This window comes from Rahnella sp. AA, assembly GCF_002834385.1.
Classification (GTDB): domain Bacteria; phylum Pseudomonadota; class Gammaproteobacteria; order Enterobacterales; family Enterobacteriaceae; genus Rahnella.
Map to the genome: position 1 here is coordinate 481,982 of NZ_PITQ01000001.1, position 20,824 is coordinate 502,805.

Consider the following 20,824-nt stretch of genomic DNA (forward strand, 5'->3'; position numbering starts at 1 on the left):
GTTACCCATCGCCGGGTTCTTTGATATAATCCTTACCACTATATGGTCGCCGTTCTTTCCAAAAACGGCGATAAATATTCTTAAATCAGGTGGTTAGTCTTTATATGAAACATCGTGTTGACGTCATGATTTCCGAGCAGGAAGTCAAAACCCGAATTGCCGAATTAGGCCGTGAAATCACCGAACATTATCGCGACAGCGGCAGTGAGATGGTGCTGGTTGGGCTGCTGCGCGGTTCCTTCATGTTTATGGCTGATCTGTGTCGCGCCGTTGATGTCCCGCACGAGGTGGACTTCATGACGGCATCCAGCTACGGCAACGGCATGTCCACTACCCGCGACGTCAAAATTTTGAAAGATTTAGATGAAGACATTCGCGGTAAAGACGTCCTGATCGTCGAAGACATTATCGATTCCGGCAACACGCTGAGTAAAGTCCGTGAAATCCTGCAACTGCGCGGCCCGAAATCACTGGCGATTTGTACCCTGCTTGATAAACCAGAGCGCCGTGAAGTTGACGTGAAAGTGGAATATGTCGGTTTCCCTATTCCTGATGAATTCGTCGTGGGCTACGGCATCGACTATGCCCAGCGCTATCGCCACCTGCCGTACGTCGGCAAAGTGGTCATGCTGGACGAGTAATTCAGCGGAAAGCTGACCGGCACCTGGAGAGATTGTTGTTGATGTTTGTCCAGGTGCAGCAGCGCAGCATGAAGCGTTCCTGGTTCAACAATGATGCCAGCAATGTGCCCACGGGTTTTGAACATACACCTGCAAGGCGACCTTCTCCGCAAATTAATACAGCTGGAATTACAGTTTTTTCATTGCAACATAATAGTAACAACCCTATAAAGAATAACTCTGCTTATTGAATGGGATGTTTTATGACGGTTTTGATTAAAAAGTTGCTTCCTTCAGAATGGGAACGCGCATTCCCGGTTGTTTCTCAACTAAGAAACATTACTAAAGACGAGTTTTTAAAAAGCGTTAGAATTCAAACTCTGAATGGGTATGAACTTATTGCTGCGGTACTTGAAGAGAGAATTATCGGTGTGATGGGGATAAGGCCTGTACACACGCTTGCACGAGGTTCTCATTTACATATTGATGATCTTGTCGTTGATGAGAATCAGCGTCATTCAGGAACAGGCAGATTACTTCTCGATTTTGCTGTCAGTGAAGCTAAAAGCAGGCAAATGAATTTTGTCTTCCTTGACGCAAGGAAGGAAGCCATTCCATTCTATGAAAGAAATGATTTCATTTTTCACCCTTCTCCTTCTATGAAAAAAATCCTCTAATTTTACCTGTTCGCTGACATGTTCATTCCGTACTGCCACAATGGAAGCGAACATGCCTGATTTCATGTGCTGCGTTGTTGTTTAGGGAATGCCGCATTATGGCCCACATCTGGCAGCAACACCTCCACGCTTACATGTAGATTGTATGTAAATTGCTCTATAAGATAAATCCTGGTCGTTGTAAATTACGCCGATGCCTAATCATTACCGTCAGCGTGATGAACTAATAATCCCGGACAAGTTATTAGAAATCTAATGAATGAAGTGGCATAGAAGATCATCGAAGGATATTCCCCGGAAGTGGCTAGTTCAGACCCTTTAAATATCTGTTTAATCTGAACCGCACTATTCGTATCTGACACCAGCCAGATGATGAAGATGCAGGATATTGAAGATAGTTTTGAGCAATTGCGTCCATTAGCCGTTGGCAGCGAAGTCTTCGCAACAGTAATTTGCTTTGCCGTACTGGTGCTCACGGATGTATCCACGGCATCCCGTTATAGCTCTACATTTTCTGCCTGATAGAAGCCACCGCGACTTATCTTACCTACAAGTCCACGAATACCCAACAGTTCTGGCTAACCGGTTTTCTGCTGGTTTGCTCCTGAGCCGCGTGCCTGGGTTCGTATGCAAACGTTATTGGCAGCCCGGTTTTCTGGTTTTTACCGATAGGTATGGTCATTAGCCTGCCAGTGTCGGTCAGCATCGGGTTGGTAGAGCGTGAAGTTGATGAGTCTGTTTTCAGCCTGATGCGCCGGGCCGACAGGGCCCTGTACGATGCGAAAAGCAGTGGCAAGAACCGCTACGCAATGGCTGCTCCCCTGTGGTCAGTTGAAGAAGGTGCTTTGGCTAATTTTAATGCCGTTATTCCGGTCGGGCACCACACTTGAATTACTGAATTCTTTATGGGTTTCGCTGACGTTTCCTACCTGAAACTCCATTGCACGCTGACGACGAACACTGACGGGATAATGATCCCGGTTTCTACGCCGAAGTAGCTGGTGAAATTGTACTGGAAGGCATGGTAGATATACGGGGAGAATCCGACGCCGGTGACTTTCTTGAAATCGTTATAGGAACCTTCATCACCGCAGTGCTTGAAGGCATCAAAAAAGAACTCGCCAGTATATCCGTAGACGCCTTTAAATACCCAGTTGGAATCCCATTGGATCCAGTCCCTCCGCAGCCCGAGTGCAATACAGCGGTCACCGAAGCTGTTGTTCATGGTACCGATCAGTGCGCTGTATTTGGAGTCTTCGGAGAATTTACGCTCTACCGACATAAACTTATTATCGAAAAACTCGTTATATTGCCCGTAGTTGCCAGTCAGATGATAAACAAACGAACCTGTGTTGAAGGAGTATAAATTGATTTCATCTGCGTGGAGGCAAACAGAAATAAGAAGTAAAAAGAAACACAGAACCCGGCTTGAATGTTTTAGCACTTATATAATCTCTGTATTTAATTAATATGCTTACATAGAAATTCTGCCAGCAATGAACTTCTATATAGGGAATAACTTCCGGCGATAAACCCAGTAAAATTATCCTAATTGCACAAGCATTTAATCCATGAGTGACTTTTATCTATGCCGTTATAAATGAAATTATAGCCCGTTTTATTCAGTGCACCACCGCCGTGATTTTTGTGCGAGTGGCTTCGGGAGCCAGTCGTACCGCCACTGTTCAAATGTTGTGGATCACATAGTGTCCACACCTGAGTATCTTTATAGGGTTTGTAGCGGCTTACACCGAATATAACTCATTGATTTATAGTGATCGCGTTGTAAGTACAGGAAAAATAAATGGGTAAAAAGGCACATTTTTGTGCCTTTTGTTTTTTGAATTTCTGTAGAGTGGGGCGGCTTGTTATAGCGGATGGCCGTTCAGCAGGGCAGAAACACCCTGACGGTAACGTTGTTCCAGCGTTTCGCGGCTGGTCGCATCGACTTCAAGGTTGCGCAGCCGTCCGTCCTGAATGCCGTAGACCCAGCCGTGCAGGGTGACTTTCTGGCCGCGTTTCCAGGCCGATTGCATCACGGTGGAGTGGCCCAGGTTATAGACTTGTTCCACCACGTTCAGTTCGCACAATTTATCGAGACGCTGATCGGGGGACAGTTCGCCCAGCAGGGAGCTGTGTTTGTACCAGATGTCCCGGATATGCAATAACCAGTTATTAATCAAACCCAGTTCAGGGTTTTCAACCGCCGCCTGTACACCACCGCAACCATAGTGACCGCAAATGATGACATGTTCCACTTCCAGCACGTCGATTGCATATTGCACAACGGACAGGCAATTGAGGTCAGTATGGATAACCAGATTGGCGACGTTACGGTGAACAAACAGTTCGCCCGGCTCAAGCCCGGTCAGTTGCTCAGCGGGAACGCGACTGTCGGAACAGCCAATCCAGAGAAAGCGGGGTTTTTGGGATTCGGAAAGACGCTCAAAGAAACCAGGATCTTCTTCGATCATGGTTTTAGACCACAAGGCGTTGTTACTGATGAGTGCGTCAATGTCTTTCATGGAGCTAATAACCTGTAACGGGCAAACTGCGATGGGGTAATATAGGGTAATACCCCGTATTTTCAAACCGATTCAGCACTCTCATTCATTCTTACAACAGGGTTTTCACTACAAGGTACGCTTCCTTTATGAACTATGCATTGGAACTGGAAAAGTTAACCAAAACTTACGCCGGTGGTGTACAGGCTTTGCGTGGTATCGATCTGCGCGTAGAAGCCGGCGATTTCTATGCCCTGCTGGGGCCGAACGGTGCGGGTAAATCGACGACGATTGGCATCATCAGTTCTCTGGTCAATAAAACCGCCGGTAAGGTGCAGGTTTTTGGCTATGACATTGATAAAGATATCGTCAACGCAAAGCGTCAGCTTGGGCTGGTGCCACAGGAATTTAACTTCAACCCGTTTGAAACGGTGATGCAGGTTGTCGTCAATCAGGCGGGTTATTACGGCGTGCCGCGCCCGCTGGCGCTTCAGCGTGCCGAAAAATATCTGACCCAGCTGGATCTGTGGGGTAAACGCAACGAGCGTTCTCGCATGTTGTCCGGCGGTATGAAGCGCCGTCTGATGATCGCCCGCGCACTGATGCACGAACCGAAACTGCTGATCCTCGATGAGCCGACGGCCGGTGTAGATATCGAACTGCGTCGTTCCATGTGGGGCTTCCTGAAAGAGCTCAACGCGCAGGGCACGACCATTATTCTGACCACGCACTATCTGGAAGAAGCCGAAATGCTGTGCCGCAATATCGGCATTATTCAGGGCGGTGAACTGGTGGAAAATACCAGCATGAAGGAACTGCTGTCTAAGCTGAAATCCGAAACCTTTATTCTGGATTTAGGGGCGAAAAGCCCGCTGCCGGTGCTGGAAGGATACCGCAGCCAGCTGACAGATACGTCGACGCTGGAAGTAGAAGTCATGCGCGAACAGGGCCTGAATTCCCTGTTCAGCCAGCTGAGCAAGCAGGGCGTGCAGGTATTGAGTATGCGTAACAAAGCCAACCGTCTGGAAGAGCTGTTTGTCACGCTGGTGAACGGCAGCGGGGAAAAGAAATAATGTCGCAACTGTATTGGATAGCACTCAAAAGCATCTGGATGAAAGAGATCAACCGGTTTGGCCGGATTTGGATCCAAACGCTGGTTCCGCCGGTGATCACCATGACGCTTTATTTCATCATCTTCGGTAATCTGATTGGTTCACAAATCGGCAGCATGCATGGTTTCACCTACATGCAGTTCATCGTGCCGGGCCTGATCATGATGGCGGTAATCACTAACTCTTACGCCAACGTAGCGTCGTCTTTCTTTAGCGCAAAATTCCAGCGTAATATTGAAGAGCTGCTGGTTGCTCCTGTACCCACGCATGTGGTGATCGCCGGCTATGTCGGCGGCGGCGTGGCGCGTGGGATCTGCGTGGGGATCCTGGTCACGGCGATTTCACTGTTCTTCGTGCCGCTGGTGATCCATTCCTGGTGGGTGATTGCGCTGACGCTGCTGCTGACTGCGATCCTGTTCTCGCTGGGCGGCCTGCTGAATGCGGTGTTTGCCACCACGTTTGATGATATCAGCCTGATCCCGACGTTTGTGCTGACGCCGCTGACGTACCTGGGCGGCGTGTTTTACTCGCTGTCGCTGTTGCCGCCCATCTGGCAGGCGATTTCGAAGCTGAACCCGATCGTCTACATGATCAGCGGCTTCCGCTACGGATTCCTGGGGATCAGTGATGTTCCGCTGATCTTCACGATGAGCGTGCTGGTGGCGTTTATCGCGGTGTTTTACTTGCTGGCGTGGTATCTGATTGAGCGCGGGCGTGGTTTACGTAGTTAATGCCGTTAGGATTATAAAATGAGAAACGGGGCAATCCATGCCCCGTTTTTTTGGCCTGATTCGGGCTCAAGCCACCTGAACCGGCACGGCTTTCGCGGTGCGTTTCAGCTGGTTTTCACCTTCAAAATAAGCCACTTTCGGTTTGTGCTGGCGGGCATCAGCGTCAGACATCTGCACGTATGAGCAGATGATCAGCAGATCGCCGACACAGGCGCAGCGCGCAGCAGCGCCGTTGACCGAAATAATACGCGAACCGCGTTCTGCCGCGATGGCGTAAGTTGAGAAACGCTGACCGTTATCAACGTTATAAATATCAATCGCTTCGTACTCTAAAATGCCTGAAGCATCGAGAAAGTCCTGGTCGATGGCGCAGGAACCTTCGTAGTGCAAATCTGCCTGAGTCACGTGAACCCGGTGCAGTTTGCCTTGCAGCATAGTGCGGATCATCACATATACCTTACTTGCGTAAAAAATCAGGGTGCCCGCCGGGCGGAGATAATAAAATTCCGAGATTTCCGGCGGCCAACATAGTTGCCGATTTGAGCAGCGCTGTCTACTGCGTCAGATCAACCTCCTGGTTATCAATCAGACGGGCTTTCCCTAACCATGCCGCCATCAGGATCACCGCAGACGTGCTGTCGACGGATAAATCCTGCAAGGTTTTCGCATCACGGATAAACAGTTCATCCGGTGTAAAACCTGCTTCGCGAAGCTGCTGTGCGGTTTCCTGCAGCATCTCTTCGATGTGACGCTCGCCCTGGCTCAGACGTTCCGCCAGCGCGTTCATGATTTTGTTCAGCTGTGGCGCGATTTTACGTTCTTCAGCCGTCAGATAGCCGTTGCGTGAACTCAGCGCCAGGCCATCTTTGGCGCGCACAATCGGTACGCCAACGATTTCAATGTCGTAGCCCATGTCTTCCACCATGGTGCGCAGCAGCGCCAGTTGCTGGAAGTCTTTCTGACCAAAGCAGGCCACCTGCGGTTGCACCAGATTGAACAACTTGCTGACAATCGTCGATACGCCACGGAAATGTCCCGGACGGCTCGCGCCTTCCAGAATGGTGGAAATCACCGGCACATCGACCTGGGTTTGCGTTGCCAGGCCTTTCGGGTAAACCTCTGCCGGAGACGGTGCAAACACCAGATCCACGCCGCGTTTGTTCAGTTTTTCGCAGTCTTCCTGCAAGGTGCGCGGATAACGCTCGAGGTCATCCGGGCGTTCGAACTGCATCGGATTGACGAAAATCGTCACTACCACTACGTCGCCGCGCGCTTTCGCTTCTTCCACCAATGTCATGTGGCCTTCGTGCAGATTGCCCATCGTCGGCACCAGCGCGATACGCTTATTGTTTTTGCGAAAATCACGGATTTCGCGACGCAGCAGCGCCACGCTGTCAATTATTAACACCAGCTTTCTCCCGATTATTTAAAGGAATGCTCTTCGCCCGGATACACACCCTGCGCGACCTGATCGACATAAAGGCGTACGGCACTGCGGATATCGCCCGCTTCGGCTAGGAAATCTTTGGCGAATTTTGGCGTATGACCGCCGGTAATGCCGAACGCGTCATGCATCACCAGAATTTGTCCGTCGGTCACGTTACCGGCACCGATGCCGATGACCGGAATGCTCAGTTCTTCCGTCACGCGGCGTGCCAGATCGACCGGGACACATTCCAGCACCATCAGTTGCGCACCGGCTTCTTCGAGCATCATCGCATCTTTGATGAGCTGATTGGCCGCCACTTCATCGCGTCCCTGAACTTTATAACCGCCAAAAATGTTCACTGACTGTGGCGTCAGCCCCAGATGGCCGCACACCGGCACGGCGCGCTCAGTCAGCATTTTAACCGTATCACATAACCAACTGCCGCCTTCGAGTTTGACCATATTTCCGCCTGCGCGCATCAGTACCGCAGCGCTGTCAAACGCCTGTGCAGGCGTGGCGTAACTCATGAATGGCAGGTCAGCCAGCAACAGCGCATGAGGCGCGCCGCGGCGCACACAGCGTGTATGGTAAGCAATTTCTTCGACCGTGACGGGCAGGGTCGAATCCTGGCCCTGAACGACCATGCCCAGCGAGTCACCAATGAGCATGACGGTAATTCCCTGCTCAGCAAACAGCTGCGCAAAGCTGGCGTCATACGCGGTAATGGTCGCAAATTTATGTTTTTCCTGCTTCCATTGGCGAAGCTGGCTCAGCGTTGTTGGTTTCATGAACACTTTCCTTTGAATAATTCATCGGATGAATATGATGCGGGTATTCTACTGTATGAGCCGAAATGCAGACAGCAAGATCCGCAACGGACTCCTTGATCAAGGTCTTAAGAAGTGATTAAGAAGCTTCGCCTATAATGGAAAAAACGGAGGGCATCATGCGAATTTTATTAGTCGAAGACGACAAAATGATTGGCGACGGCATTAAAGCCGGGCTGACAAAGCTGGGTTTTACGCTTGACTGGTTTACCGACGGGCTGACAGGCAAAGCGGCTATCGACAGCGCGCCGTACGATGCGGTGATCCTCGATTTAAGCCTGCCAGGCATGGACGGCATGCAGATGCTGCGCGAATGGCGGAAAGCCGGCCGTGACACACCGGTGTTGATCCTTACCGCGCGTGATGCGCTAGAGCAGCGTGTCGGCGGCCTCCAGGCGGGAGCCGATGATTACCTGTGTAAGCCTTTTGCACTGGTCGAAGTGGCGGCGCGTTTACAGGCACTGATCCGGCGGCGTCACGGTGTGGTGACGCCGAAAGTCACACACGGTGCTGTGGAATTTGATCCCGCTGCGCGCAGTGTGACGCTCAACGCAGAGGCCGTTACGCTGACCCCGCGGGAAGTCGCCGTGCTTGAATTGCTGCTCAATAACAAAGGCCGTGTGCTGGCTCGCACCCTGATTCAGGAAAAACTCTACAGCTGGGATGACGATGTCAGTAGCAATGCGGTAGAGGTACATATTCATCACCTGCGCAGCAAACTCGGCAAAGGTTTCATCCGTACCGTGCATGGTGTGGGATATACGTTGGGTGACGAAATCAAACCGAATGAAGGGGCGGTGGAGTGAGGCAACTGAAGAAACTGAACAGTTTTAAAAATCTGAGCCTGCGCCTGCGTCTGATCCTGCTTTTCTCTGTGCTTGCGTTACTGACCTGGCTGATTGCCAGCGGCGTGGCATGGCACCAGACCCGTAAACACATCAATGAAGTTTTCGACACCCAGCAGATGTTGTTCGCCAAGCGTCTTTCCGCCACGGGGCTCGGCGACCGCCTTAATCAGCAAAAAGATACAGAATTACCCGATACCAGCAAGCTGGTGCGTAAAGGCTCACGCGGGCATACCGATGATGACGCGCTGACGTTTGCCATCTTTAATCTTGAAGGCAAAATGCTGCTCAATGACGGTGAAAACGGCAAACGTATCCGTTTTGACGGTGAGACGCAGGGGTTTAACGATGTGGAGCTACGGGGAAACAGCGATGCCTGGCGTATGGTCTGGCTGACCTCTCCTGATGGCCAATATCGCGTGGCGGTCGGGCAGGAATATGATTACCGAAATGATATGGCATGGAGTGTGGTCAGCGGCCAGCTGACACCGTGGTTATCTTCGTTGCCGGTACTGCTGCTTGCATTGATTATCATGGTGACGCTGGAGCTTCGCCCACTGCGCCGCGTGGCAGAAGGGCTGCGCCAGCGTTCACCGGAAGATGCGACGCCGATTGTGACCGACCAGTTGCCCGGCGAAGTGCTTCCTCTGGCCAATGCGCTGAACTCCCTGTTTGGCCGCACCAGTGAAATGCTGGTGCGTGAACGCCGGTTTACCTCCGACGCGGCGCATGAATTACGCAGTCCGCTGGCGGCATTGCGCGTTCAAACCGAAGTCGTACAGCTTTCCGGTGACGATACTCAGATGCGCGAACATGCGCTGGAAAACCTGACGACCAGCATAGACCGGGCGACCCGGCTGGTGGATCAGCTGCTGACGCTTTCCCGGCTGGAAAGCTTTTCCACGCCTGAAGAACTTGAGCGTATCGACTGGCCTTCTCTGGTCTCACAAAGTCTGGCTGAGCAGGATTATCGTGCGCACAGCAAGGGTATTGAACTGCGTTTCGAAGAGCAGGGCACACCGCCTGAAATGCGCGGACAGTCGCTGCTCCTTTCTCTGATGGTTCGTAATTTGCTGGACAACGCGATTCGCTATTCACCCGCAGGAACCCGTGTCACGGTGCGGCTCGATACGTGGGGCATTACGGTGGAAGATCAGGGCCCTGGCATAACCGAAGAGCACCTGGCGCGGCTTGGGGAGCGTTTTTACCGGCCACCCGGGCAGGAACAAACCGGCAGCGGTCTGGGGATTTCGATTGTGCAGCGGATCGCGCAGTTACACCATTTGCGGGTGGTCTATCGCAACAGGGCAAAAGGCGGTTTAGAAGTGCGGGTAAGTCGCTAAGCGACTTACCATTTCGTCAGGCCATTAAGCGGAACGCGCAACAGCAGGTTTTGCAGCTTTTCACCATCCGGGAAGACCAGTTCGGGGGCCAGATCCGCCAGCGGGTACAACATAAACTCGCGATTCTTCATGTCGTAATGCGGCACGGTCAGGCGTTCGGTGTTGATCTCCTGATCGCCATAAATCAGCATATCAAGATCTAACGTTCTCGGCCCCCAGCGTTCAGCCTTGCGAACACGTCCCTGATTTTGCTCAATTGCCTGTGTGCAATCGAGCAATTGTTCCGGTGGCAGTAAGGTATCAAGCGCCACGACGGCGTTGAGATAGTCTGGCTGATCTTGTGGCCCCAGCGGTTTACTGCGGTAAAACGGCGACGCGGCCACAAACCGGGTGCGCGGCAAATGTGCCAGCGCTTCCAGCGCACAATTTACCTGGTCAAGAGGGCGGGCAAGATTACTGCCCAGAGCCAGGTAAACGCGGATCACTGACCGCCATCCTTACGCGGAACCCGTTTGCGCGGGCGACGTGGTCGCGCACGACGGGCGGGCGCAGCATCATCGCCAAGCGTACCGAGCATGCTTTTCTGTGAAGCCGGCGTGGCTTCCTGGAACTCGCCCCACCATTGCGCCAGGCTCTGCAATTCACGGTGTTGCTCCACTTCAGCACGCAGCACCAGTAAATCATAAGCTGCACGGAACTTCGGATGTTCCATCAGCTTGTGAGCCCGTTTGCCCTGACGACGTGACAGGCGCAGTTGCAGCGCCCAGATATCACGCACCAGCGTGGTAATTCGTTTTGGAATTGCCAGCGTACGGCACTGTTCATCCAGCACATCGTTCATGGCCAGCGCGAAAGCGTCGTAATACGTCAGGCCGCCTTCTTGTGCCAGTTTCTGCGCATGTTCAATCACCGGATACCATAACATTGCCGCGAACAGGAACGCCGGATTGACGCGCTGATCGTTTTGCAAACGCTGGTCGGTATTTTTCAGAACCTGCAACAGAATATGTTCCATCGGGCTGTCACCCTGCTCAGTAAACTGGCGGGCGATTAGCGGGAACAACGGCTGGAACAACTGGTATTCACAAAGCTTTTTATAGGTCTCGTAACCGTAACCGGCCTGCAAGAGTTTCAGGGATTCTTCAAACAGACGCGCGGGCGGGATTTCCTGTAACAGGGTCGCCAGACGCGGGATAGGTTCGGCCGTTTCCGGGCTGATTTTCATATCCAGCTTGGCGGCGAAACGCACGGCACGCAGCATACGGACCGGGTCTTCGCGGTAACGGGTTTCCGGATCACCAATCAGACGGATGATACCGTTTTCCAGATCACGCAGACCGCCGGTGTAATCACGCACCGTAAAATCGGCAACACCGTAATACAGGCTGTTGATGGTGAAGTCGCGACGCTGGGCATCATCTTCAATCGTGCCGAAGATGTTATCCCGCAGCAGCATGCCGTTCTGAGCCTGTTGGGAGACATTTTTGTCTTCAGTCTCTTCATGCTGTTCATGATGCCCACGGAATGTGGCCACTTCGATAATTTCCGGTCCAAACATGACATGAGCCAGGCGGAAACGACGGCCAACCAGACGGCAGTTACGGAACAGTTTACGCACCTGATCCGGCGTGGCATTGGTAGTGATATCGAAATCTTTCGGTTTTTTATCCAGCAGCAAATCACGCACACCGCCGCCGACCAGGAAGGCTTCAAAGCCAGACTTGTTCAGGCGGTACAGGACTTTCAGGGCGTTTTCACTGATATCACGACGAGAGATGTTGTGCTCATCGCGGGGAATAATGGTCATCGCACGGGTTTCGCCCGCGTAATCAAAGGACGGACGCGGTTTCTGTTCGTGTTCGACAAAGGGGCGCGGTGTGCGCTGTTCGTTGCGGTCGCTGCGTTGTTCGTTATTACGATCGCCACGTGAATCGCTACGTTCGCCACGCGCCTGATAAGGCGAGGAGGAACGGCGGTTGCTATTGTTGCGGCGTTCGCCTCTGTTCGCGTTGTCTTCCCGACGGCCGCGATTTTCACGGCGTTGCTCGTAATCACGACGTTCAGGATTTTTTGCCTTCACATTGCCTTCGGCCACAGGAGACGGATCACGTTGGGAATTTCCCTCGCGATTAGCTTCTCCGGGAAGCGCGGCTTCGTTATGAACAGCCTTTTCTTCACGAACGACTTTATCTTCACGGACCAGCACCTTACGGCAAAAATTGGCTACTCGGGTAAAAATGGTACACCTCGATAGTGACTGAAAAAAATGGCGTGACGCAAAAACAGCGGCTAATCATAGCTCACGACAGGCGCTTTGAGAATGCCGAAGTCACATCTGCCGCGCATTAGCGCACTGGCGCGGTATCTCTGACGGCGTCCAGCGTGTTATCGCCCAGCGTAATAATAAAGGCAAAGTGTAATCCTGCCAGTTTTCTGGCGGTCTTTGGCCTAAAAATTTCAGTGCGTTAATGATAACCGGCCGCGGATCGCCTTCAGGCAGCGCCGGTGCATGATTTTGTTTGGAAAGCTTGTCGCCATTTTCATTTACTGCCAGCGGCAAATGCAGGTAGCCCGGTTGCGGATATCCCAGATGCCGGTACAGCGAAATCTGGCGCACGGTCGGCTCGATGAGATCTGCCCCGCGCACAATATGATTTACGCCCTGAAAATGGTCATCGACGACCACCGCCAGATTGTAGGCAAACAGCCCGTCGCGGCGGCGGATAATAAAATCTTCTTCAGCCAGCTGGCTGTCGGCCTGCAAATGCCCCTGGAAATCATCATCAAAACCGTAAACCGGCAAAGTCTGATGCAAGCGGATCGCCGCGTTCTGCGCACCCAAATTCAGGTCACGGCAGTGCCCGTCGTAGAACCCGCCGGTTTGCGAAATCCTCTGGCGGGTGCAGGTGCAGTAATAGCTTTTTTGTTGCTGATACAGCCAGTCCAGCACGTCGCGGTAGGCATCATGGCGTTTGGACTGCCAGACGACTTCACCGTCCCATTCCAGCCCGTAGCGTTCGAGCGTGGCTAAAATACGATCGGCAGAACCGGGGATTTCGCGTGGTGGATCGATATCATCGATACGAACTAACCATTGTCCGTTTTGCGAGCGGGCATGCAGATAACTGCCGAGAGCGGCAATCAGCGAACCAAAATGGAGGTCACCGGAAGGTGAAGGGGCGAAACGACCTGTGTAGAGTTCTTGTGGCATATCAAGTGGGATACTGCGTTAAAAGGGAACGCGGTGCATGACACACCGCGTAGAACCCGGAACTTAGCCAGCCATCTGCTTTTCGCGGATTTCTGCCAGAGTCTTACAGTCGATACACAAATCAGCGGTAGGACGTGCTTCAAGACGGCGGATGCCAATCTCAACGCCACAGGAATCGCAATAACCGAAATCCTCGTCTTCCACTTTTTTCAGTGTTTTTTCAATCTTTTTGATCAGCTTACGTTCACGGTCACGGTTACGCAGTTCGAGGCTGAATTCTTCTTCCTGAGCGGCACGGTCGACCGGATCAGGGAAGTTTGCAGCTTCATCCTGCATGTGCGTAACGGTACGATCTACTTCATCCCTGAGCTGATTGCGCCATGCTTCAAGAATCTTTTTGAAGTGAGCCAGCTGAGCGTCGTTCATGTACTCTTCGCCCGGCTTCTCTTGATACGGCTGCACCCCAGCGATAGCGAGAATGCTCAAGGACGACGTCTTACGGGTTTGGCCTTCTTGCATGATGCTTCTCCTACATAACACGCACTATGCTCATCCACCTGCAGGTTTGCGATGTTGCTACAACTTGCAGGGTTTCGAGCATTTCGATCCCCAAAGGGGAAAAATCAGGCCGCTATAAATAACAGAAGGCAACGAAGTTGGCAATTATTCCTCGCAGGTGCTTGACAAGGCTGTGAGGAAAAGCGTATTCGCGACCTGTTTTTTATGCCGCCGACGGCTAATAACAGGGTTATCCGAACTGGGTTTATCCGTTAAGTGTTTTCGTGACCAGCGGTAATCGTTCTGTGAGGCGGATACCCTCAGCAGAAAGTTCAGCACCGTAGCACATCACTTCTACACCTTTTTTCTGAACCTGCGTCAGCAATTCTGTGTAACGGGGATCAATATGGTGTGCAGCGGACACGCTTTCAATGCCTGAATGTAAAACAGCGAAGAAAAGTACGGCTCGCTGCCCCTGTTCTGCCATCGACTGTAACTCGCGTAAATGTTTCTGACCGCGCAGTGTGACTGCATCCGGGAAGAAACCCAGCCCGGATTGCAGCAACGTGACAGATTTCACTTCAATATAGCAGTCAGGTTGATTTTCTGCCTGTAACATCAAGTCTATACGGCTATTTTCGGTGCCGTATTTTACTTCTGCGGTCAATTTACTGTAACCGGATAATTCCGCTATACGCCCTTCTTCTATCGCTTCACGAACCAGCTGATTTGCCCGCAGCGTGTTCACGCAAATCCAGTGCTTTTGTTGCGTTTCGGTAAGCTCCCAACTGTGAGCATATTTCCGTTTAGGGTTATCGGATGTGGAATACCAGACGGTATCGCCCGGTGTGGCGCAGCCGGTCATTGCGCCGGTGTTGGCGCAGTGCAGCGTGAGCTCGCGGCCATCGGGGGTGATGACGTCAGCGAGAAAACGTTTGTAACGTTTGATCAGGGTCGCGGGTTGAAGCGCTGGCTCGAAATGCATGAGAGTTTCCGTATTAAAAAGTTCAGGTGGCCGGAACATCAGCCAGAGGCCAGCTTTGCAGGCAGCGGTAACGGGTTCGCCCGCGTTCATAAGTGGATTCGTACAGACTGAATTCTTCGGCGTCGAGTTGCCAGTTGGGCGTGGCGGGCGGGATCGCCACCGGCCGCGTGGCGCTGCGGTACAGCGATACGTGCGGATGAAACGGCAGCGTACTTTGGTGGCAACCGTTGCGGGCGGCGTGAGAACGCAGCACGGAAGCCAGCTGCAGCAGCGCATTCGGCGCGCGTTTCGTGCCAATCCATACCACCCCGGAACCCGGCCAGTGGCCGATATCGTCCAGACACAGGCTGAATTTCTGCGCCTGAATACGTCCGGCCACGCGGGTCAGCGCCTCTGCCTTGAGCTCGCTGATTTCGCCCAGAAACGCCAGCGTAATGTGCAGGTTTGCCGCCGCGACGGGGCGGCCGGTGTCCTGGGGGAAATTATCGGCACGCCATTTGATAACCTGCTTTTGCAACTTTGCAGGTAACGATAAAGCAAAAAACAGGCGGCGCTCGACAGACATATTCATTCCTGGTTGAAAAAATCACGACATACCGGATCTGGCGCTAAATGCTACAATGCCCGCCGTTTAAAGTTAACTCTCATGGAGAATTCATTGTCTTCTTTGCCGGTCAGCGCCGTACTTGAACCGCTTTTAATCGCCCTTAAGCAGGCACCGCAAGTGTTACTGCTCGCGCCGACCGGTGCCGGTAAATCGACCTGGCTGCCGTTGCAGTTGCTCAAACAGGGCAATCTGCCGGGGAAAATTCTGTTGCTGGAACCGCGTCGTCTGGCGGCCAAAAATGTCGCTTTCCGTCTGGCACAGCAGTTGGGCGAAACGCCTGGGCAAACCGTCGGTTACCGTATGCGTGCCGAAAGCAAAACCAGCGCGGCGACGCGGCTTGAAGTCGTGACCGAAGGCATTCTCACCCGTATGGTGCAGGCAGATCCTGAACTGACCGGCGTTTCGCTGGTGATCCTCGATGAATTCCATGAGCGCAGTTTGCAGGCCGATCTGGCGCTGGCGCTGCTGCTCGATGTGCAAAATGCGCTGCGCGATGATCTGAAATTGCTGATCATGTCCGCGACGCTCGACAATCTGCGTTTGTCGCCGCTGCTGCCCGACGCACCGGTGATCGTCTCCGAAGGCCGCAGTTTTCCGGTTGACCGGCAGTATCTTTCCCTCGCCACCCACGAACGGCTGGACGAAGGCGTAGCCCGTGTGGTCAGCCGCCTGATGAGTGAAAATCACGGCTCAATGCTGCTGTTTTTGCCCGGCGTTGCTGAAATTACCCGCGTACAAAATTTGCTTTCGGGCAGGGTGGCAGACGATGTCGATCTCTGCCCGCTTTACGGCGCGCTCTCTTTAGAGCAGCAGCAAAAAGCCATTCAGCCTTCACCCGCCGGACGTCGCAAAATCGTGCTGGCGACCAATATTGCGGAAACCAGCCTGACCATTGAAGGTATCCGGCTGGTGGTCGACAGCGGTCTGGAACGCAGCGCGCAGTTTGACCCGCGCAGCGGCCTGACGCGTCTCGTTACGCAGCGTATCAGCCAGGCGTCCATGACCCAGCGCGCAGGCCGCGCAGGGCGTCTTGAGCCGGGATTGTGCTGGCATCTTTTCAGTAAAGAGCAGGCGGAACGCGCCAGTGCGCAGGCAGAGGCAGAAATCCTGCAAAGCGATCTGAGCAGTTTCTGGCTGGAGTTGTTGCAGTGGGGTTGTCAGGATCCGGCGCAGCTTCAGTGGCTTGATACACCGCCCGCGGCGGCGTTGTCGGCGGCAAAACACCTTTTACATCAGCTTGGCGCGACCGACGCGCAGGGCAAACTCACCGCAGCCGGGCAGCGCATGGCGCAACTCGGTTGCGAACCGCGGCTGGCGGCGATGCTCATTTCTGCGGCGCAACAAAGCCCGGATGCGCTGGCGACGGCGGCGCGGCTGGCGGCCATGCTCGAGGAACCGCCACGCGGCGGATTACCGGATATCGATTACTGGTTCAGCCGTCCGCAGGGCAACTGGCAGCGGCGCGCAAAACAGCTGGCGCAGCGCACCGGCGGGAAAAACGGTGATGCCGATGCATCTCTCGCGCCGTGGCTGCTGGCGCAGGCCTTCAGCGACCGTATTGCCCAGCGGCGCGGCGAAGATGGCCGTTATCTGCTGGCGAACGGGCTGGGTGCGTCTTTGCCGCAGGACGACGGATTAACCCGCGCGCCGTGGCTGGTTGCGCCGCAATTATTACAGGGAAACAACAGCCCGGACGCCCGTATTTTGCTGGCGATTTCGCTGGATATCGCGCAACTGCCTGTGCGGTTGCCGGACGTTGTGAAAGAGCAGACTGCGGTCGAATGGGATGACGAAAAGGGCACCCTGCGCGCATGGCGGCGCTGGCAAATCGGGCGTCTGGTGCTGAAAGCGAATCCTTTGGCAAAACCGGAAGATGCCGAGCTGCAACAGGCGCTGATCGACTGGATCCGCATGCAGGGTTTGCAGGCGCTGACCTGGTCGGTGGCCGCCGAACAATTGCGGTTGCGCCTGACCTGTGCGGCAAAATGGCTGCCGGAGGCTGACTGGCCTGCGATGGATGACGAGGCTCTGCTCGACGGGCTGGAAAGCTGGCTACAGCCTTCTTTACAGGGTGTACGTTCGTTAAAATCGTTGCATCAGGTTGATTTGCATGATGCCTTATTAAGGCTATGCGACTGGCAACAGCGTCAGCGTCTTGACACCGCTTTGCCGACACATTACACCGTGCCGACTGGCAGTCGTCTGCCGATCCGCTATCATGCTGACCAGCCACCGGCGCTTTCGGTACGGATGCAGGAAATGTTCGGTGAGCAGCGCAGCCCGCAACTGGCCGAAGGGCGCATCAGCGTTGTGCTGGAGCTATTGTCACCCGCGCAGCGCCCGCTACAGATTACCGCCGATCTTGCGGCATTCTGGCAGGGTTCGTACCGTGAAGTGCAAAAAGAAATGAAAGGACGTTATCCGAAACATCCCTGGCCGGATAATCCGGCAGAGGCCATACCGACGCGCCGGACCAAAAAACATTCAGCGCAATGACGAAATGTGCAGGAAAAGAACAATTTTTCAGACATTTCTTCTGGGCGAAAACCAAAGCGGGGCACAGAGTAAGCGCCTTGCTGCCCGGACTTCGGGCTATATAAAGTATCTGTATGAAATCGATATGAAAATGACTCAGAAAAATAGAATCATTATGCAAAAACACTCTATGACGAACACAGCAGCACGTTGGGAGAATGACTAATGTCTGGCGATGATCGCGAGCCAATAGGCCGTAAAGGTAAACCCGCCGCACGCAAACCTGCGCGGGCTCGTCCGGTTCGCCGTAGCCGCCGGGAAGACGACTACGACGAGTACGAAGAAGAAATCGATGACGAGTATGAGAATGACGATGATGACGAAGAAGAACGGGGTTCTCGCATGAGCCGCAAAGCACCGCCGCGCAAAGCGAAAAAAGGTGGTAAGAAGAGCCTGAAACGCCGTCTGTTCTGGTTGCTGTTCAAACTGTTTATCGTTTTCGCCATTCTGCTTGCGATTTATGGTTGGTATCTCAACAAGCAAATTCACGATCGTATTGATGGTGGCAAAGTCTGGCAGTTGCCTGCGGCGGTGTATGGCCGTCAGGTTAACCTTGAGCCGGATATGCAGATCAACAAAGCCGAAATGGTCGGATTGCTTGAAGGCACACAGTATCGGGAAGTGACGCGTATTACCCGCCCTGGCGAGTTTACGGTTCATGCAAACTATATCGATTTGCTGCGCCGTCCGTTTGATTTCCCGGAAGGTAAAGAAGAGCAGGTGAATGCCCGTCTGATGTTTGACGGCAATTCACTTTCAGAAATTAAGAACCTGGATAATCAGCGTGATTTCGGGCTGTTCCGCCTGGATCCGCGGTTGATCACCATGCTGCAGGCTTCTAATGCTAACGGTGAGCAGCGCCTGTTCGTGCCGCGTTCCGGTTTCCCGGACTTGCTGGTAGATACGCTGCTGGCAACGGAAGACCGTCATTTCTATGAGCATGACGGGATTAACTTCTATTCCATCGGCCGTGCGGTGGTGGCGAACCTGACGGCAGGTCATGCGGTGCAGGGCGGTTCTACGCTGACTCAGCAGTTGGTCAAAAACCTGTTCCTGACCAATGAACGTTCCCTGAGCCGTAAAGCGCGCGAAGCGATCATGGCAATCCTGCTGGATGCGGATTACAGCAAGGATCGCATTCTTGAGCTGTACCTGAATGAAGTATATCTCGGCCAGAGCGGCTCTGATCAGATCCGGGGCTTCCCGCTGGCGAGCCTTTATTACTTTGGCCGTCCGGTGAACGAGCTGAGTTTGGATCAGCAGGCTTTGCTGGTGGGTATGGTCAAAGGGGCTTCGCTGTACAACCCGTGGCGTAACCCGGAAATGGCGCTACAACGCCGTAATCTGGTGCTGCGTTTGCTGGTTGAACAGAAAGTTATCGATCAGGAACTGTATGACATGCTGAGTGCCCGTCCGCTCGGTGTACAGCCAAAAGGCGGGGTGATTTCACCACAGCCGGCGTTCATGCAGATGGTGCGTCAGGAGCTGCAGGCCAAACTTGGCGACAAAGTGCAGGACATGTCCGGGGTGAAAATTTTCACCACGCTGGATCCGGTTTCTCAGGACGCAGCGGAAAAAGCGGTCGAAGAAGGTATTCCGTTACTGCGTAAGAAAAGCGGTCTGAACGATATCGAAACCGCGATGGTGGTGGTTGACCGCTATACCGGTGAAGTGCGTGCGATGGTCGGCGGAGCGGAAACGCAGTTTGCCGGTTTTAACCGCGCCATGCAGGCACGGCGTCAGGTCGGTTCTCTGGCGAAACCGGCGACGTATCTGACGGCGCTGTCCCAGCCGGATAAATACCGCCTGAACACCATTCTCGCCGACCAGCCGCTGACGCTGAAACTGGCGAACGGCCAGACATGGTCACCGAAAAACGATGACCATCAGTTCCGTGGTCAGGTTCTGCTGGTGGATGCGCTGGCGCGTTCCATGAACGTTCCGACCGTTAACCTCGGTATGGCGGTGGGCCTCGATAACATCACCAAAACGCTGATTGATTTGGGGATCCCGAAAGAATCCCTGAACCAGACGCCGTCAATGCTGCTGGGTGCTATCGCACTGACGCCGATGGAAGTGGCGCAGGAATACCAGACCATTGCCAGCGGCGGCAACAAAGCGCCATTGTCAGCGGTGCGTTCGGTCATTGCGGAAGACGGCACGGTCTTGTACCAGAGCTTCCCGCAGGCAGTACGCGTTATTCCTCCTCAGGCCGCTTATCTGACGTTGTACGCAATGCAGCAGGTGGTGCAGGAAGGGACATCGCGCGCGCTGGCCAACAAATTCCCGAAACTGCATCTGGCGGCGAAAACCGGGACATCGAACGAACTGCGTGACAGCTGGTTTGCCGGGATCGACGGTAATCAGGTGGCGATCACCTGGGTTGGCCGTGATAACAACGGCCCGTCGAAGCTGTGGGGATCAACCGGTGCGCTGGTGCTGTATGGCCGCTATCTGGAAAACGGCACGCCTCAGCCGCTGGATCTGCAAATGCCGGAAGGTATCAGCCCGATGAATATCGACGGCGCCGGTAACTTTGTGTGTGGCGGCGGCGGTATGTTGGGCGGTGGCACCGTGCGTTCAATCCCGGTCTGGACCGATTCACCGGATGCCATGTGTCAGGCTTCTGTTAGCGCGGTTCAGCAGCAGCAACAGCAGCAGATTCAACAGCAACAACAACAGCAGCCTCAGGGACAGCAGCAACAACAACCTCAGGCGCAGGACGACAAGAACAAGAAAGACAGCAACGGTGTTGCCGGTTGGATCAAAGATATGTTTGGTTCCGGCAACTGATAACTGTTTGATTCAATAAACGTAAAAAGGCGCAATGAGAGTTGCGCCTTTTTTATTTGTCATACTTAACTCAAATTTCATCGTGCGACGTTACATTCCCCGCAAGC

21 protein-coding genes are annotated in these 20,824 nt (G+C 53.5%); 10 read left to right on the top strand and 11 right to left on the bottom strand.

Annotated elements, in window-relative coordinates:
- Positions 1 to 104 precede the first annotated feature (104 nt).
- The 4 genes from hpt to CWS43_RS02155 all read left to right on the top strand — a co-directional run bounded on the left by hpt (position 105) and on the right by CWS43_RS02155 (position 2,187).
- Positions 105 to 641 carry a hypoxanthine phosphoribosyltransferase gene (hpt, locus tag CWS43_RS02140; RefSeq protein WP_101075215.1) on the top strand — a complete coding sequence of 179 codons (537 nt, stop codon included), beginning with the start codon at positions 105 to 107 and terminating at the stop codon, positions 639 to 641.
- Between the two features lie 242 nt (positions 642 to 883).
- On the top strand, positions 884 to 1,297 hold the full coding sequence (locus CWS43_RS02150; protein ID WP_101075216.1) for a GNAT family N-acetyltransferase: 414 nt from the start codon (positions 884 to 886) through the stop codon (positions 1,295 to 1,297).
- A 378-nt stretch (positions 1,298 to 1,675) separates the two neighbouring features.
- On the top strand, positions 1,676 to 1,819 hold the full coding sequence (locus CWS43_RS27470; protein ID WP_232776613.1) for a hypothetical protein: 144 nt from the start codon (positions 1,676 to 1,678) through the stop codon (positions 1,817 to 1,819).
- Positions 1,820 to 1,971: 152 nt separating this feature from the next.
- Entirely contained in the window at positions 1,972 to 2,187 is a 216-nt protein-coding gene (locus CWS43_RS02155; protein WP_101075217.1) for a diguanylate cyclase, read from the top strand.
- Between the two features lie 35 nt (positions 2,188 to 2,222).
- Here the strand turns inward: CWS43_RS02155 and CWS43_RS02160 are convergent, their stop codons facing one another.
- Together CWS43_RS02160 and can are read right to left on the bottom strand one after the other, a co-directional pair.
- Positions 2,223 to 2,717, bottom strand: a complete 495-nt coding sequence (locus tag CWS43_RS02160) for a hypothetical protein (RefSeq protein ID WP_101075773.1) — start codon at positions 2,715 to 2,717, stop codon at positions 2,223 to 2,225.
- A 448-nt stretch (positions 2,718 to 3,165) separates the two neighbouring features.
- On the bottom strand, positions 3,166 to 3,822 hold the full coding sequence (gene can, locus CWS43_RS02165) for a carbonate dehydratase (RefSeq protein ID WP_101075218.1): 657 nt from the start codon (positions 3,820 to 3,822) through the stop codon (positions 3,166 to 3,168).
- A gap of 128 nt (positions 3,823 to 3,950) precedes the next feature.
- On the opposite strand from can, the gene CWS43_RS02170 reads away from it, so the two are divergent.
- Positions 3,951 to 4,874 (top strand): ABC transporter ATP-binding protein, encoded by a 924-nt coding sequence (locus tag CWS43_RS02170; RefSeq protein WP_101075219.1) that lies wholly within the window; start codon positions 3,951 to 3,953, stop codon positions 4,872 to 4,874.
- Complete coding sequence (locus CWS43_RS02175; protein WP_101075220.1) at positions 4,874 to 5,644, top strand: ABC transporter permease; 771 nt, start codon at positions 4,874 to 4,876, stop codon at positions 5,642 to 5,644. The genes CWS43_RS02170 and CWS43_RS02175 overlap by 1 nt, the downstream gene beginning before the upstream one ends.
- 66 nt (positions 5,645 to 5,710) lie before the next feature.
- Here CWS43_RS02175 and panD read toward each other — a convergent pair whose 3' ends face one another.
- The 3 genes from panD to panB all read right to left on the bottom strand — a co-directional run bounded on the left by panD (position 5,711) and on the right by panB (position 7,861).
- Entirely contained in the window at positions 5,711 to 6,091 is a 381-nt protein-coding gene (gene panD, locus CWS43_RS02180; protein ID WP_101075221.1) for an aspartate 1-decarboxylase, read from the bottom strand.
- Between the two features lie 106 nt (positions 6,092 to 6,197).
- Complete coding sequence (gene panC, locus CWS43_RS02185; RefSeq protein ID WP_101075222.1) at positions 6,198 to 7,052, bottom strand: pantoate--beta-alanine ligase; 855 nt, start codon at positions 7,050 to 7,052, stop codon at positions 6,198 to 6,200.
- A gap of 14 nt (positions 7,053 to 7,066) precedes the next feature.
- Positions 7,067 to 7,861 carry a 3-methyl-2-oxobutanoate hydroxymethyltransferase gene (gene panB, locus CWS43_RS02190; protein WP_101075223.1) on the bottom strand — a complete coding sequence of 265 codons (795 nt, stop codon included), beginning with the start codon at positions 7,859 to 7,861 and terminating at the stop codon, positions 7,067 to 7,069.
- Between the two features lie 158 nt (positions 7,862 to 8,019).
- On the opposite strand from panB, the gene qseB reads away from it, so the two are divergent.
- Together qseB and qseC are read left to right on the top strand one after the other, a co-directional pair.
- A complete protein-coding gene (qseB, locus tag CWS43_RS02195; RefSeq protein ID WP_101075774.1) occupies positions 8,020 to 8,706 on the top strand; it encodes a quorum sensing response regulator transcription factor QseB in 687 nt (228 codons plus the stop codon).
- Positions 8,703 to 10,088 carry a quorum sensing histidine kinase QseC gene (gene qseC / locus CWS43_RS02200; RefSeq protein ID WP_101075224.1) on the top strand — a complete coding sequence of 462 codons (1,386 nt, stop codon included), beginning with the start codon at positions 8,703 to 8,705 and terminating at the stop codon, positions 10,086 to 10,088. The genes qseB and qseC overlap by 4 nt, the downstream gene beginning before the upstream one ends.
- 5 nt (positions 10,089 to 10,093) lie before the next feature.
- On the opposite strand, the gene folK is transcribed toward qseC, so the two are convergent.
- The 6 genes from folK to thpR form a co-directional block, all read right to left on the bottom strand.
- A complete protein-coding gene (gene folK, locus CWS43_RS02205; RefSeq protein ID WP_101075225.1) occupies positions 10,094 to 10,573 on the bottom strand; it encodes a 2-amino-4-hydroxy-6-hydroxymethyldihydropteridine diphosphokinase in 480 nt (159 codons plus the stop codon).
- Positions 10,570 to 11,895 (bottom strand): polynucleotide adenylyltransferase PcnB, encoded by a 1,326-nt coding sequence (pcnB, locus tag CWS43_RS02210; protein WP_198555771.1) that lies wholly within the window; start codon positions 11,893 to 11,895, stop codon positions 10,570 to 10,572. Before pcnB ends, folK begins: the two co-directional genes overlap by 4 nt.
- 522 nt (positions 11,896 to 12,417) lie before the next feature.
- Entirely contained in the window at positions 12,418 to 13,299 is an 882-nt protein-coding gene (gene gluQRS, locus CWS43_RS02215) for a tRNA glutamyl-Q(34) synthetase GluQRS (RefSeq protein WP_101075227.1), read from the bottom strand.
- A 63-nt stretch (positions 13,300 to 13,362) separates the two neighbouring features.
- Positions 13,363 to 13,818 (bottom strand): RNA polymerase-binding protein DksA, encoded by a 456-nt coding sequence (dksA, locus tag CWS43_RS02220; RefSeq protein ID WP_095924702.1) that lies wholly within the window; start codon positions 13,816 to 13,818, stop codon positions 13,363 to 13,365.
- Between the two features lie 244 nt (positions 13,819 to 14,062).
- Positions 14,063 to 14,782 carry a DNA/RNA nuclease SfsA gene (gene sfsA / locus CWS43_RS02230; protein WP_101075228.1) on the bottom strand — a complete coding sequence of 240 codons (720 nt, stop codon included), beginning with the start codon at positions 14,780 to 14,782 and terminating at the stop codon, positions 14,063 to 14,065.
- A gap of 22 nt (positions 14,783 to 14,804) precedes the next feature.
- Positions 14,805 to 15,347: an RNA 2',3'-cyclic phosphodiesterase gene (thpR, locus tag CWS43_RS02235; RefSeq protein WP_101075229.1), complete on the bottom strand. Its 543-nt coding sequence runs from the start codon at positions 15,345 to 15,347 to the stop codon at positions 14,805 to 14,807.
- 93 nt (positions 15,348 to 15,440) lie between these two features.
- Here thpR and hrpB point away from each other — a divergent pair, with 93 nt between their 5' ends.
- Complete coding sequence (hrpB, locus tag CWS43_RS02240) at positions 15,441 to 17,885, top strand: ATP-dependent helicase HrpB (RefSeq protein ID WP_101075230.1); 2,445 nt, start codon at positions 15,441 to 15,443, stop codon at positions 17,883 to 17,885.
- Positions 17,886 to 18,089: 204 nt separating this feature from the next.
- Positions 18,090 to 20,717 carry a bifunctional glycosyl transferase/transpeptidase gene (gene mrcB, locus CWS43_RS02250; RefSeq protein ID WP_101075232.1) on the top strand — a complete coding sequence of 876 codons (2,628 nt, stop codon included), beginning with the start codon at positions 18,090 to 18,092 and terminating at the stop codon, positions 20,715 to 20,717.
- The last annotated feature ends 107 nt before the right edge of the window (positions 20,718 to 20,824 follow it).

What these genes read in the sequence shown, in the direction of transcription:
- hpt (WP_101075215.1), top strand. Translation starts at nt 105, where the DNA reads ATGAAACATCGTGTTGACGTCATGATTTCCGAGCAGGAAGTCAAAACC.
- CWS43_RS02150 (WP_101075216.1), top strand. Translation starts at nt 884, where the DNA reads ATGACGGTTTTGATTAAAAAGTTGCTTCCTTCAGAATGGGAACGCGCA.
- CWS43_RS27470 (WP_232776613.1), top strand. Translation starts at nt 1,676, where the DNA reads ATGCAGGATATTGAAGATAGTTTTGAGCAATTGCGTCCATTAGCCGTT.
- CWS43_RS02155 (WP_101075217.1), top strand. Translation starts at nt 1,972, where the DNA reads ATGGTCATTAGCCTGCCAGTGTCGGTCAGCATCGGGTTGGTAGAGCGT.
- can (WP_101075218.1), bottom strand. Translation starts at nt 3,822, where the DNA reads ATGAAAGACATTGACGCACTCATCAGTAACAACGCCTTGTGGTCTAAA.
- CWS43_RS02170 (WP_101075219.1), top strand. Translation starts at nt 3,951, where the DNA reads ATGAACTATGCATTGGAACTGGAAAAGTTAACCAAAACTTACGCCGGT.
- CWS43_RS02175 (WP_101075220.1), top strand. Translation starts at nt 4,874, where the DNA reads ATGTCGCAACTGTATTGGATAGCACTCAAAAGCATCTGGATGAAAGAG.
- panD (WP_101075221.1), bottom strand. Translation starts at nt 6,091, where the DNA reads ATGATCCGCACTATGCTGCAAGGCAAACTGCACCGGGTTCACGTGACT.
- panB (WP_101075223.1), bottom strand. Translation starts at nt 7,861, where the DNA reads ATGAAACCAACAACGCTGAGCCAGCTTCGCCAATGGAAGCAGGAAAAA.
- qseB (WP_101075774.1), top strand. Translation starts at nt 8,020, where the DNA reads ATGCGAATTTTATTAGTCGAAGACGACAAAATGATTGGCGACGGCATT.
- pcnB (WP_198555771.1), bottom strand. Translation starts at nt 11,895, where the DNA reads ATGACCATTATTCCCCGCGATGAGCACAACATCTCTCGTCGTGATATC.
- gluQRS (WP_101075227.1), bottom strand. Translation starts at nt 13,299, where the DNA reads ATGCCACAAGAACTCTACACAGGTCGTTTCGCCCCTTCACCTTCCGGT.
- dksA (WP_095924702.1), bottom strand. Translation starts at nt 13,818, where the DNA reads ATGCAAGAAGGCCAAACCCGTAAGACGTCGTCCTTGAGCATTCTCGCT.
- sfsA (WP_101075228.1), bottom strand. Translation starts at nt 14,782, where the DNA reads ATGCATTTCGAGCCAGCGCTTCAACCCGCGACCCTGATCAAACGTTAC.
- thpR (WP_101075229.1), bottom strand. Translation starts at nt 15,347, where the DNA reads ATGTCTGTCGAGCGCCGCCTGTTTTTTGCTTTATCGTTACCTGCAAAG.
- mrcB (WP_101075232.1), top strand. Translation starts at nt 18,090, where the DNA reads ATGTCTGGCGATGATCGCGAGCCAATAGGCCGTAAAGGTAAACCCGCC.